The following is a 13214-nucleotide window of genomic DNA, read 5'->3' as shown; positions in this document are numbered from 1 at the left end:
CCAGGGCGGATGATATTCGCCGCCGGCCGACCTATTGCGCTGAGCGCGCTGATGAAGGTTTTCTTTTTTCTCCCCGGCTCTGCAATATCAACCGCGAGCCGCGGCGGAAAAAGCCCACGATAATAAGATTGCGTTAACTGGCGAAGGGGTCTTTGTGGTCGTAAGAACGCTGGTAAATATCATTTGAAATTAAGTATTGATAAATGTCGTCGACGATTTCGATACCGTTTTTCTCGCTTTCCATTTCACGCGCATGGCTGTTCTGTCCCGGGTAAAGCACTTTACTGACACCCGGCGCCGGTTTAACGGCGTTCAACTCTTTCATGACCTGGCTGATATTTTTACGGAACGCCGACTCGTTGGTGAAATAACCTGGATTCAGCACGATATGCAATTGGCCCAATTCCCGGCCGGCGCTGAGATCGTGATACATCGAGCTGACGTGTTTGCCGAACGGCAGGCCGAGCAAAATGCCCGACAGCACGTCGACCATCATCATCAGGCCGTAGCCTTTCGGCCCGGCGATCGGCAGCAGGCCGCTGACGGCGAACGGATCGGTGGTGTGCTTGCCCTCGGCGTCCACCGCCCAGGTGTCGGGAATGACGGCGTTGCGCGAGCGGGCGTCCAGCACTTTGCCCCAGGCCTGCACGGTGGTGGCCATGTCGAAGGTAATCAGCTCGTCGCCTTCACCCGGCGCGGAGAAGGCGATAGGGTTGGTGCCGTAATAGACTTCGGCGCCGCCGTACGGCACCACCATCGGATCGGATTGGCACAGCGAGATGCCGACCATGCCGGCGCGCGCCGCCTGCTGCACGAAGTACGACAGCGCGCCGCTGTGGCCGATGCGGCGAACGCCCACCACCGCAACGCCGTTCTCTTTCGCCATCTCGATGGCGCGATCCATGCTCAGCTTGGCCGCCACGTGCCCGGCGCCGTTGTCGCCGTCGAAAATGGCACTGCAGGGGCCGGTTTTTTCAAAGGTGAAATGCGGGTGATTGTTGGTGCCGCCTTTACTGATACGTTCGGAATAGTATTCGACCCTGACCGCGCCGTGGGAGTGGATGCCGCGCGCATCGGCATGAACCAGCACGTCGGCGACGATGCCGGCGTGCTCCTGGCTCAGGCCGGCGGCGTGAATTTTTTGCTGGATAAGCTGGTGTAATTGTTGTTTAGAGACCTTCATATACAGTCCTTTTATCACTACGGTTTATTTAATTCGCCTCTGCGTTGTAATGTATAAATACCGGGGGGGAATAATGTGATCCAGATGCGTTTTATTCGATTGGATTAAAAATTCGTTGAATTAAATCGTCATTGTTAGAAGTTATTTTATAAATGAATTCCTCGCGTCTGGATTAACTAATATTCAAGGGATTAAGTTATTTTTTCTAACAATGAATAAAGTGTGACCGCACTCACCTCTAGGCGTGATTTTAATTTGTAGCTTGATAATTAACCTTTTCGCTGGATTCAATGCATCGCCGTGCTGCCGGTACGGGAAATATTGCCGATATTATTAAATGCTGTCTTAAGGATATCACCATGATCCATGCTTTTATTAAAAAGGGGAGCTTTCAGGATTCCGTCAGCCTGATGTTGATCTCCCGCAAACTCAGTGAGTCTCCCAAGGTCGAGGAAATATCCGTCATGATGGGGACACCGGCCAATAAATCCTTATTGGAGGTGACCGGTTTCTGGCACCCGCAGTTTAGCGAAGCGACGCCGAACGATATTTGCGTGGCGATCAAAGCGGAGTCCGCCGACGAGACGATCGCCGAGGAGATCGGCGCGGCGCTGGAGGCGGCGCTCAAGGCGATTGCGCAGGGCAGCCAGGGCGGCAAAAAGCTGCTGCGGGCACGCAGCTGGCGCACAGCCCGGCAGAAGCTGCCGGCCGCCAATCTGGCGCTGATCTCGATCGCCGGCGAATACGCGGCGGAGTTGGCGGATCGGGCGCTGGAAGACGGCTGCAACGTGATGATGTTCTCCGACAACGTCAGCCCGGCGCAGGAAGTGGCGCTGAAAACCAAGGCGCGCGAGCGTGGGCTGATCGTGATGGGGCCGGACTGCGGCACCGCCTGCATCGCCGGCGCGCCGCTGGCGTTTGCCAACGTGGCGCCCGCCGGATCCATCGGCGTGGTCGGCGCCTCCGGCACCGGCATTCAGGAGCTGATCTCGCAAATTACCCTGGCGGGACAGGGCATCTCGCACGCTATCGGCCTGGGCGGGCGGGATCTGACGGCGGAGATCGGCGGCATCAGCGCCATCAGCGCGCTGCGCATGCTGGCGGCGGACCCGCAGAGCCAGGTGCTGGCGTTCGTGTCCAAACCGCCGGCACCCGAGGTGCGTCAGCGGGTGATCGACGAAATGAAAGCGCTCGGCAAGCCGGTGGTGGCGCTGTTCCTCGGCGCGCAGTCCGCCGTGCGTCAGGATGGCAACATCACGTTCGCCGCCACGCTGGATGAAGCGGCGCGCCTGGCGGCGATGCTGGGCTGCGTGCAGCAACAGGCGGCGCAACAGCCCGCGGTGCCCGGCGGCAAAATCGCCGGACTGTACGCCGGCGGCACGCTGGCGGCCGAATGCGCGATGTTGCTGGCGGAAAAACTGCGCTTGCCGGTGGATAGCGAGCACCCGCGCGGCGCCATGCTGGTGGCCGATGGCCATCGCATCATCGACATGGGCGATGACTTTTATACCCAGGGACGCCCGCACCCGATGATTGACCCGACCGCCCGCAATCAAGAAATCGCCCTCCTGGCGCAGCAGCCGCAGACCGGCGTGTTGCTGCTGGACGTGGTGATCGGCTTCGGCGCCCAAGACGATCCGGCGGCGTCGCTGGCGGACGAGGTGGCCAAGGTGCGCGCGGCGCGCGGCGCGGCCCAGCCGCTGGCGGCGATCGCTACCGTCACCGGCACCGAACAGGATCCGCAGCAGCGCTCGCGGCAAATCGCCACCCTGCAGGAGGCCGGCATCGCGGTGATGCCGTCGCTGCCGGCGGCGGTCGCGCTGGCGCATCAGCTGATTACCCCCGCCTTACCCGCACCTGAACGCGAACGGCCGGCCTTGCTGGACGGCGTCGCGGTGATCAACGCCGGGCTGCGCAGCTTCGCCGATGACCTGCAAACCAGCGATATTCCGGTGGTGCATTACCAGTGGGCGCCGGTGGCCGGTGGCGATCAACGATTAGCCAACATCTTGAAAAAATTAAAGTAAGGAACCGCTATGTACGCAACGATTGAGCAAGCAAACGCCGCCGTTATCGCCCGTATCCGCGAGGCGCGCCCGCACTGGCAGGATGTGGATCTGGCGCATCGGTTGATCCCGCAGCTGGCTGAAGGACGCAAGCTGTTGCACGCCGGGCCGCCGGTCACCTGGCAAGAGATGAGCGGTCCGGTACGCGGTGCCTGCATCGGCGCCTGCCTGTTCGAAGGCTGGGCGCAGGATGAGCAGCAGGCACTGGCGCTGCTGGAGCAAGGGGAAATCGAGTTTATCCCATGCCATAGCGTGAGCGCGGTGGGGCCGATGGGTGGCATTACTTCGGCCCACATGCCGATGGTGGTGGTCAGGAACACTGTCCACGGCAACTACGCCTACTGCAACATGAACGAAGGCATCGGTAAGGTGATGCGCTTCGGCGCCTATGGCGAGGATGTGCAGCAGCGCCTGCGCTGGATGCGCGACTCTTTGGCCCCGGTGCTGAAAGCGGTGCTGGCGACGCTGGAGGAGGGGATCGATCTGACCGCGCTGATGGCGCAGGCGATCAGCATGGGGGATGAGTTCCACCAGCGCAATATCGCGGCCTCGGCGCTATTGATGCGCAGGTTGGCGCCGGAGATTAGCCTGCTGCCTCGCGATAAGGCGGAGCTGGCGCAGGTGATGCAGTTCCTCAGTATCACCGATCAGTTCTTCCTCAATCTGGCGATGGCTTACTGCAAGGCGGCGATGGATGCGGGAGCGGAGATTGAGCAGGGCACCATCGTCACGGTGATGACCCGCAACGGCAAGAACTTCGGCATCAAGATCAGTGGCATGGGCGATCGTTGGTTCACCGCGCCGGTGAACACGCCGGAGGGGCTGTTCTTCTCCGGCTTCAGCCAGGCGGACGCCAACCCGGACATCGGCGACAGCGCGATCACCGAAACCTTCGGCATCGGCGGGGCGGCGATGGTGGCGGCCCCGGGCGTGACGCGATTCGTCGGGGCTTCCGGCGGCATGAGCGCCGCCACCGACATCTCCGAGGAAATGGCGGAGATCTATCTTGAGCGCAACATGATGCTGCAGATCCCGACCTGGGACTTCCAGGGCGCCTGCCTGGGGCTGGATGCACGCCGGGTAGTGGAAACCGGCATCACGCCGCTGATCAACACCGGCATAGCCCACCGCGAAGCCGGGGTCGGGCAGATCGGCGCCGGCACGGTGCGCGCGCCGCTCGGTTGTTTCGAGAAGGCGATCGAAGCGCTGGCCGATAAGCTCGGCATCACGGCGTAAGCGAACGGAGGGGCGTATGGACATTGTCGCGCTGGCCGGCAGCCGCCATGTGACGCAGGACTATGGCGCGCTGCGCTGCGTCGGCAGCTTCAACAACGCGATCAATTTCCTGACGGAAAATGCGCGGTTGCTGACGCTGCACCGCGCCGGCAGCGGCCTGAGCCCGATGGGGTGGCAGCTTGGCGCGCGGGATTTCGACCGCGTGCGTCATGCGATGCCGTCCGTACGGCACTGCGCTTTCTCCACCACTGGCATCTTGCTGGATGCGCTTCGTGTCCGGCCCGCCGCGATGGTGCGGGATCTGGCGCTGGCGCAGCGGGCGGCCATTGCCGATCGGCCGCTGACGGCGGTGTTGCAGCACAGCACCGCGCTGTGCGGATTGCACGGCGAAATTGGTCGGCTGGTGAAGCGGCCGTTAACGCCGGAGCCGGCCGGGCTGGCGCGGGATTTCTCTCGTTGGCTGCGGGGCGGCGCGGTCGACTGGCGCCATACGCTGGGCAAAGGGCCGGGGCTGACGCCGAGCAACGACGACACCTTGCTCGGTCTGTTACTGAGCGCGCACCTCGACAGCCGCATCCAGGTCGCCAGGCTGACGCCGTTTTTCGCCCAGACGCCACCGCTGGAAGCGCTGACCACGCTGGTGAGCGCGCACTACCTGCATTACGCCGAGCAGGGCGTGTTCGCCACGCCGCTGCATACGCTGGCGCAGGGGCTGCAGGTGCCTGAAGACGTATCGGCGGCGGTGGCGGCGGTGCTGAGCCTGGGGCATTTCTCGGGGGCGGACACGCTGCTGGGCGTGTGGCTGGGGGTGACGACGATTAACGCACTGTGCGGCGCGCGGTGTGAACACGAGGGCCGGATCGCGGATTCGGCCGGGACGGTATGATTTCAACTACGGGTGCAAACCATGAAAACCTTGGTCATTGCGTTGGGCGGCAACGCCCTGTTGCAGCGCGGAGCCGTGCTCTCTGCGGAAAATCAATATAAGAGCATCGCCCTCATCGCCGACGCCATCGGCAAGCTGGCGCAGAAGTACCGCATCGCCATCGTGCACGGCAACGGCCCGCAGGTGGGGCTGCTGGCGTTGCAAAACCTGGCGTACCGCGATGTGCCTCCCTATCCGCTGGATATTCTGGTGGCGGAAAGCCAGGGCATGATCGGTTATATGCTGACGCAACAGCTGAATGCCAGCCATCCGCAGCAGCCGGTGTCCACGCTGCTGACGCGGGTGCTGGTGGATGCGCAGGATGCGGATTACCAGGCGCCGAGCAAGTTCATCGGGCCGGTGTATGCGCCGGAACAGCGGCAGGCGCTGGAGGCCAGGTTCGGCTGGACGCTGAAGGCGGACGGTAACTACATTCGCCGGGTGGTGCCTTCGCCGGCGCCGCAGAAGATCCTCGACATCGAGGCGATCACCTTGCTGCTGTCGCAGCGGCATATCGTGATCTGCAACGGCGGCGGCGGCATCCCGATGATTGCCGGCGAGGATGGGCTGACGGGCAGCGAAGCGGTGATCGATAAAGATCTGGCGGCGGCGCTGTTGGCGGAACAGGTGGGCGCCGATCATCTGGTGATCCTCACCGACGCCGACGCGGTGTACCAGGAGTGGGGCACGCCACGCCAGCGCGCCATTCGTCGCGCCACCACGCAGGAGCTGGCGCCGATGGCGGTGGCGGACGGCGCCATGGGGCCGAAGATCATGGCGGTCAGCCGCTTCGTCGATCGCACCGGGCGGACGGCGCATATCGGTGGCCTGCAGGATATCGACGCGGTGCTGGCGGGCCAGGCCGGCACCGCCATTTTGCCTTAGTTGCCGTCGGTTTATCCGCGCCCGCGTTGGCGCGGATAAGTATGCCAAAACGGCATGATTTCAATAATTTTTATTCATTTCATGATGTTGCTCACCTTGGCTAGAGTAAAAACACCCCCTGTGTTTAACGTCAAAAATTTGTCATTTTTATTTGCGACTATGCTTTTTGAAATGACATTTCGGCCAAGGATTGTTATGGATTCGCTCAGTGTTGATGAACTCGCCCAGAAGAACGACCGCTGGTATCGCATTGTAGAGGAGATGCTGGCCGAAGCCGGCGTCGCCATCAATGGCCCGCGCGCCTGGGATATTCGGGTGCACAACCCGGCGCTGTTCAAACGCATTTTGCAGGAAGGCTCGCTCGGCTTCGGCGAAGGTTATATGGACGGTTGGTGGGAGTGCGAACGGCTGGACGTGTTGTTTACCCGCATTCTGCAGGCCGGCGTCGACGAGCGGCTGCCGAAAAGCCTGAGCGACATCGCGCGCATCGCCTATGCCCGGCTGTTCAACCGCCAATCGCGCAAGCGCGCCTGGCAGGTGGGCAAAGAGCACTACGACATCGGCAACGATCTGTTCCGGGCGATGCTCGATCCTTACATGCAATACTCCTGCGGCTACTGGAAAGAGGCGCAGACGCTGGAGCAGGCGCAGCAGGCCAAGCTCAGGATGATCTGCGAAAAGCTGCAGCTGAAACCGGGCATGACGTTGCTGGATATCGGCTGCGGCTGGGGCGGGTTGGCGCAGTTTGCGGCGCAAAACTACGGCGTCTCGGTGCACGGCGTGACCATTTCTGCCGAGCAGCAGAAGCTGGCGCAGGAACGTTGCGCCGGGCTGGACGTCGAGATTTTACTGCAGGACTATCGCGATCTGGACCGCCAGTTCGACCGCATCGTGTCGGTCGGCATGTTCGAGCACGTCGGGCCGAAGAACTACGATACCTATTTCAGCGTCGCGGCGCGCAACCTGAAGCCGGACGGCCTGTTTTTGCTGCACACTATCGGTTCCAATCAAACCGACCTTAACGTCGACGCCTGGATAGACAAATACATCTTCCCCAACGGCTGCCTGCCTTCGGTGCGGCATATCGCCGAGGCCAGCGAAGGGCGTTTCGTGATGGAGGATTGGCATAACTTCGGTGCCGATTACGATCGCACGCTGATGGCCTGGCTGGAGAATTTCAAACGGGCGTGGCCGGAATTGGCGGGCGGTTATTCCGAGCGCTTCGAACGGATGTTCACTTATTACCTGAACGCCTGCGCCGGCGCGTTTCGTTCGCGCAACATTCAGCTGTGGCAGGTGTTGTTCAGCCCGGCGGGCGTAGAGGGCGGGGTGCGGGTCTATCGCTAATCCCCGTCATATTTCAATCTGACTGCACGTTCGAGCCCTGGTCGCTTAGTTATCTAAGCTCCCAGGGCTTCACGTTTGCCACCTGGATGCAGCTTCAGGGATGACGGATATCAGTACAGCAGGGAGTACAGCTGGCGGCGATATTTAGCGGCCAGCGCGTCGCCGGTGCCGAGTGCGGCCAGAATATCCATCAGGGTCTTGCGCGCGTTGCCGTTGGCGGCGGCCAGATCTTTCTTCAGATGCCCCATCAGCAGTTCCAGCGCTTCTTCGTTACGCCCGACCTGATGCAGCTGCAGCGCCAGCTGCACCGCCAGCTCGACGTTGTCCGGCTGCTGCTGTACCTGCTGTTGCAGCTGTTGGATTTCCGGCGTGTCCGCCGCCTGCTTCAACAATTCAATCTGCGCCACCAGGCCTTGATAGCGAGTATCGCGATCCTGCAGTGGGATGGTTGCCAGCACCGCTTCGGCGTCTTCACTGCGGCTGAGCGCGATCTGGGTTTCGGCCAGGGTCAGGCCGATGTCGCTGCGCTGCTGGCTGCTCTGCCAGGCGTCTTTCAGCAGCGGCAGCGCTTCGGCGGCGTTGCCGGCGGCCAGCAGTTCCTGCGCCTGCGCCAGTTTCAGATCTTCTTCCTTCGGCAGGAAACGCTGCAGCAGGTCGCGGATCGCTTCTTCCGGCTGCGGGCCCTGGAAGCCGTCGACCGGCTGGCCGTCTTTGAACAGATAAACCGTCGGGATAGAACGCAGCCCGAACTGGGAGGCGATCATCTGCTCGGCGTCGCAGTCCACCTTGGCCAGAATGAACTGACCGGCGTATTCCGCCGCCAGCTTGTCCAGCACCGGCGTGAGCTGCAGGCAGTGTTGGCTGCGCTCGGACCAGAAGTAGAACAGCACCGGAATGGACATCGACTGTTCCAGCGTCTGGTGCAGGTTAGTTTCGTTAATATCAACAACAGCTTGAGCTAGCATCTCTTTTTCTCTCTGATCGTGCGGAGCCATGGGGTGTAGATGGGGGCGCGCCGCCATTCTTCAACCCCGACGGGCGAATTAAGCGTTGCTGCGCAGCAGCCAATCCAGGCAGCGGCCCGGCAAAATGCGGCGCAGCACGCTCATCGCGTGCGCCAGCAGGGTCACCGGGTAGCGCAATTTGGCGCGCGGGCTTTCCAGCGCGTGGCGCAATTTGGGCAGAATGGCCTCCGGCGTCAGCGTCAGGCGTTTGGCGATGCCGGGGTTGTGCACCGGCTTGTCGCTCTGCGCCTGATTGACGTTCTGGCTAAAGTGGGTGGAGATCGGCCCCGGCTCGATCAGGCTGACCTGAATGCCACTGCCGTGCAGCTCCATGCGCAGCGCGTCCGACCAGGCTTCCAGCGCGAACTTGCTGGCGGCATAGGCGCCGCGCCCGGCGCTGGAAACCAGGCCCATCACCGAACTGGTCTGAATGATGCGCCCTTCACCGTGCGGCAACATCGCCGGCAACAGCAGCTGGGTCAGTTGGTGGGTGCCGAACAGGTTGGTGGAGAACTGCCGCTCCAGCTGGCTGCGCGAAATGCGGCTGAGCGGGCCGTAAACGCCGAACCCGCCATTGTTGAACAGGCCGTACAGGCGGCCGCCGGTCAGCGCGATCACTTCGGCGGCGGCGCGCTCGACGCTGGCGCTGTCGTCCAGATCCAGCTCGATGCCTTCCAGCCCGAGCTGGCGCATGTTTTCCACGTCCTGCGGTTTGCGGCAGGCGGCCAGCACCCGATAGCCGCGGTTGCGCAGATCCTGCGCCGCAATCAATCCAATCCCGCTGGAACAGCCGGTTATCAATACCGCTTTTTGCATAACTTTACCTAGTGTACGACCCTAATTTAGTTAGACTCATGTTTTACTAGCGGTTCCAGACGCTCCGCCATCCAGGTGGCGATAAACGGCTGGGCGTCCCCATTGGGGTGCAATCCGTCATCCTGCATCCATTCCGGCTTCACCACCACCTGTTCCATATAGAACGGCAGCAGCGGAATGTTGAACTGTTTGGCCAACGCCGGATAGACGGCGCTGAACGCCTCAGTATAGCGGCGGCCGTAGTTCGGCGGGATGCGGATCTGCATCAGCAGCGGCTGTGCGCCGGCCTGCTGCACCCGTGTGATGATTTGGCCGAGATCGCGCTGTACGTCCTGCGCCGGGAAACCGCGCAGGCCGTCGTTGGCGCCCAGCTCGATCAGCACCCAGCGCGGCCGATGTTGTTTCAGCAGCGCGGGCAGGCGTGCCAGCCCCTGCGCGGCGGTGTCACCGCTGATGCTGGCGTTGACCAGCTGTGGCGCGCCCGGCTTTTTTTGCCACTGTTCGGCCAACAGCGTCGGCCAGGCCCGCTCGATCGGCAGGCGGTAGCCGGCGCTTAAACTGTCGCCCAAAATCAACAAGGTATCGGCGGCGGCAGCGCGTAAACTGAATAATCCCAACAGCAAAAGGAAGGGAAGATGCCAGCGGAAAACGTTCTTGAAGTTCATCATCTTAGTAAACACGTTGGTCAGGGTGAGCATCAGCTCACCATCCTTACCGGAGTCGAGCTGCTTGTCAAACCCGCGCAGACGATCGCCCTGATCGGGGAATCCGGCTCGGGCAAGTCGACCTTACTGGGCATATTGGCCGGGCTGGATGACGGCAGCGAAGGCGAAGTGCGTTTGCTGGGCGAGTCGCTGACCGCGCTGGACGAAGAGGGGCGTGCCGCGTTGCGCGCCAGAAATGTCGGCTTCGTGTTTCAGTCGTTCATGCTGGTGCCGACGCTGAACGCGCTGGAGAACGTGCAGCTGCCGGCGCTGCTGCGCGGCGAGAGCGACAGGCAGAGCCGCGAGCAGGCGGTGCAGCTGCTCGAGCAGTTGGGGCTGGGCAAGCGGCTCGATCACCTGCCGGCGCAGCTGTCCGGCGGCGAGCAGCAGCGTGTGGCGCTGGCGCGCGCCTTCAGCGGCCGGCCGCGGGTGCTGTTCGCCGATGAGCCGACCGGTAACCTCGATCGTCAAACCGGCGATCGCATCGCCGATTTGCTGTTCTCTCTCAACCGCGATTTCGACACCACCCTGATCCTGGTGACCCACGACGAAACCCTGGCGGCGCGCTGCCAGCGGCGGCTGCGGCTGCGCGAAGGCAAGCTGTGGGAGGAAGCATGATCTGGCGTTGGTTCTGGCGCGAATGGCGCTCGCCGTCGCTGCTGATCGTTTGGCTGGCGTTGACGCTCTCCGTGGCCTGCGTGCTGGCGCTGGGCAGCATCAGCGATCGCATGGACAAAGGGCTCAGCCAGCAGAGCCGCGACTTTATCGCCGGCGATCGGGTGCTGCGCAGCGCGCATCCGGTGCCGGAAGGCTGGTTGCTGGACGCGCAGCAGCAGGGGCTGAAGGTGAGCCGCCAGCTGTCGTTCACCACCATGACCTATGCCGGCGATCGGCCGCAGTTGGCGGACGTGAAAGCCACCGATCTGGTCTATCCGCTGTACGGCAAGCTGGAAACGCGCCCGGCCAACATCAAGCCTGAACCGGGCAGCGTGCTGGTGGCGCCGCGCTTGCTGGCGCTGCTGAACGTGAAAGTCGGGGATTCGCTCGAGGTGGGTGACACCACGCTGCGCATCGCCGGTGAAATCATTCAGGAGCCGGACGCCGGCTTCAATCCGTTCCAGACCGCGCCGCGCATCATGATCAACCTGGCGGACGTCGATAAGACCGGCGCGGTGCAGCCGGGCAGTCGCCTGACCTACCGTTATATGTTCGCCGGCGCGGAGCCGGATATTCAGCGTTACGAAGCGCGGCTGACGCCGCAGTTGACGCCGGACCAGCGCTGGTTCGGGCTGCAGGAGTCCGGCAGCGCGCTCGGCAAGTCGTTGCAGCGATCTCAACAGTTCCTGCTGCTGTCGGCCTTGTTGACGCTGCTGTTGTCGATCGCCGCCGTGGCGGTGGCGATGAGCCACTATTGCCGCAGCCGTTACGATCTGATCGCGGTGCTGAAAACCCTCGGCGCCGGGCGCGGCGCGCTGCGTAAGCTGATCGTCGGCCAGTGGCTGGCAGTGATGGCGCTGGCGGCGGTATGTGGCGGGGCGATCGGGCTGGCGTTCGAAGCGCTGCTGATCCGCCTGCTGAAGCCGGTGTTGCCGGCCGCGTTGCCCGCCGCCGGCGCCTGGCCGTGGCTGTGGGCGCTCGGCGCGCTGGTGCTGATTTCGCTGCTGGTCGGGCTGCGGCCGTATCGCCAGCTGCTGGCGACCCAGCCGCTGCGGGTGCTGCGCCGCGACGTGACGGCCAACGTCTGGCCACTGCGCTACTTCCTGCCGGTGACGGCGGCGATCGTGGTGGCGCTGTTGGTGGTGCTGATGGGGGCCAGTACGCTGCTGTGGGCTATTTTGGCCGGTATGGCGGTGCTGGCGTTGCTGTTGGGCGGCATGGGTTGGGGCAGCCTGCTGCTGCTGCGCCGCATCACGCTCAAGAGCCTGGCGCTGCGGCTGGCGGTCAATCGCCTGCTGCATCAGCCGTGGGTGACCATCAGCCAGCTGGCGGCGTTCTCGCTGTCGTTCATGCTGTTGGCGCTGTTGCTGGTGCTGCGCGGCGATCTGCTCGAACGCTGGCAGCAACAGCTGCCGCCGGACAGCCCGAACTTTTTCCTGCTCAATATGACCGAGGCGCAGGTGCCGCAGGTGAAAACCTTCCTGCAGCAGCACCAGATCAAGCCGGAAACCTATTACCCGATCGTTCGGGTGCGTCTGACCGAGATAAACCAGCAGGTGGCGACAGAACGGGTGCATGAAGACGATCCGGGCGGCGAGGCGGTGAACCGTGAACTGAACCTGACCTGGCTGGCAGCGCTGCCGGATCATAATCCGCTGGTGGCGGGCAGCTGGCCGCCGAAAACCGGCGAGGTTTCGATGGATGAAGGCATTGCCGGGCGGCTGAAGATCAAGCTGGGCGACACGCTGACCTTCAGCGGCGATACCCAGGCGTTCAGCGCCAAAGTTACCAGCCTGCGCCAGGTGGATTGGGAGAGCCTGAAGCCGAACTTTTACTTTATCTTCCCGCCGGGCGCATTGGACGGCCAGCCGCAGACCTGGCTCACCAGCTTCCGCTACGACGGCGACGGCCAGATGCTGACCCAACTCAACCGTCAGTTCCCGACGCTCAGTCTGCTGGACATCGGCGCGATCCTGAAACAGGTTGGCGGCGTGCTGCAGCAGGTCAGCCGCGCGCTGGAGGTGATGGTGGTGCTGGTGGTGCTGTGTGGCGGCCTATTGCTGCTGGCGCAGGTGCAGGTCGGCATGCGTCAACGCCGCCAGGAGCTGGTGGTGTACCGTACGCTGGGGGCCGGCAAACGGCTGCTGCGCCGCACGCTGTGGTGCGAGTTCGCCCTGCTGGGGCTGGTGGCGGGCATCGCGGCGGCGGTGGGCGCCGAGGCGGCGCTGTGGCTGTTGCAGAGCCGGGTGTTCGACTTCCCGTGGACGCCGACGCCGGTGCTGTGGTGGGCGCTGCCGCTGGCCAGTGCGCTGCTGCTGTCGCTGTGCGGCGGCTGGCTGGGCGTGCGCCTGCTGCGCGGCCGGGCGCTGTTCCGCAGTTATGAGGGGTGAT

General features: G+C 63.1%; 11 protein-coding genes. 7 read left to right on the top strand and 4 right to left on the bottom strand.

Annotation, left to right across the window (positions count from 1 at the left end; translation table 11 throughout):
* Positions 1-133 precede the first annotated feature (133 nt).
* Complete coding sequence (gene allD, locus ACRAWE_RS14350; protein ID WP_019454126.1) at positions 134-1183, bottom strand: ureidoglycolate dehydrogenase; 1050 nt, start codon at positions 1181-1183, stop codon at positions 134-136.
* Between the two features lie 359 nt (positions 1184-1542).
* Between allD and ACRAWE_RS14345 the strand changes: the two genes are divergently transcribed.
* The 5 genes from ACRAWE_RS14345 (at position 1543) to cfa (ending at position 7642) form a co-directional block, all read left to right on the top strand.
* On the top strand, positions 1543-3210 hold the full coding sequence (locus tag ACRAWE_RS14345) for an acyl-CoA synthetase FdrA (protein ID WP_154747867.1): 1668 nt from the start codon (positions 1543-1545) through the stop codon (positions 3208-3210).
* A gap of 9 nt (positions 3211-3219) precedes the next feature.
* A complete protein-coding gene (locus ACRAWE_RS14340; protein ID WP_015376903.1) occupies positions 3220-4485 on the top strand; it encodes a DUF1116 domain-containing protein in 1266 nt (421 codons plus the stop codon).
* 16 nt (positions 4486-4501) lie between these two features.
* Positions 4502-5371 carry a DUF2877 domain-containing protein gene (locus ACRAWE_RS14335; protein ID WP_432525509.1) on the top strand — a complete coding sequence of 290 codons (870 nt, stop codon included), beginning with the start codon at positions 4502-4504 and terminating at the stop codon, positions 5369-5371.
* A gap of 21 nt (positions 5372-5392) precedes the next feature.
* On the top strand, positions 5393-6295 hold the full coding sequence (locus ACRAWE_RS14330) for a carbamate kinase (RefSeq protein WP_019454123.1): 903 nt from the start codon (positions 5393-5395) through the stop codon (positions 6293-6295).
* Between the two features lie 195 nt (positions 6296-6490).
* A complete protein-coding gene (cfa, locus tag ACRAWE_RS14325; protein ID WP_019454122.1) occupies positions 6491-7642 on the top strand; it encodes a cyclopropane fatty acyl phospholipid synthase in 1152 nt (383 codons plus the stop codon).
* 110 nt (positions 7643-7752) lie between these two features.
* Here cfa and ACRAWE_RS14320 read toward each other — a convergent pair whose 3' ends face one another.
* The 3 genes from ACRAWE_RS14320 to tesA form a co-directional block, all read right to left on the bottom strand.
* Complete coding sequence (locus ACRAWE_RS14320) at positions 7753-8607, bottom strand: co-chaperone YbbN (RefSeq protein WP_025160052.1); 855 nt, start codon at positions 8605-8607, stop codon at positions 7753-7755.
* A 78-nt stretch (positions 8608-8685) separates the two neighbouring features.
* Complete coding sequence (locus ACRAWE_RS14315; RefSeq protein ID WP_063918872.1) at positions 8686-9462, bottom strand: SDR family oxidoreductase; 777 nt, start codon at positions 9460-9462, stop codon at positions 8686-8688.
* Positions 9463-9488: 26 nt separating this feature from the next.
* Positions 9489-10127 (bottom strand): multifunctional acyl-CoA thioesterase I/protease I/lysophospholipase L1, encoded by a 639-nt coding sequence (gene tesA, locus ACRAWE_RS14310; protein ID WP_177342846.1) that lies wholly within the window; start codon positions 10125-10127, stop codon positions 9489-9491.
* Between tesA and ybbA the strand changes: the two genes are divergently transcribed.
* On the top strand, positions 10098-10784 hold the full coding sequence (ybbA, locus tag ACRAWE_RS14305; protein WP_004940192.1) for a putative ABC transporter ATP-binding protein YbbA: 687 nt from the start codon (positions 10098-10100) through the stop codon (positions 10782-10784). The genes tesA and ybbA overlap by 30 nt on opposite strands.
* The gene (gene ybbP, locus ACRAWE_RS14300) at positions 10781-13213 is read left to right on the top strand and encodes a putative ABC transporter permease subunit YbbP (RefSeq protein ID WP_019454119.1); all 2433 of its coding nucleotides are present in this window, start codon (positions 10781-10783) and stop codon (positions 13211-13213) included. Before ybbA ends, ybbP begins: the two co-directional genes overlap by 4 nt.
* Position 13214: the final 1 nt, after the last annotated feature.

The sequence above is a fragment of the Serratia sp. BFP-2025 genome, from assembly GCF_050880365.1.
In the GTDB taxonomy this organism is placed as follows: Bacteria; Pseudomonadota; Gammaproteobacteria; order Enterobacterales; family Enterobacteriaceae; genus Serratia; species Serratia surfactantfaciens.
Note: the sequence above shows the minus strand (reverse complement) of the source record. Positions and strands in the feature narration are given on the sequence as shown.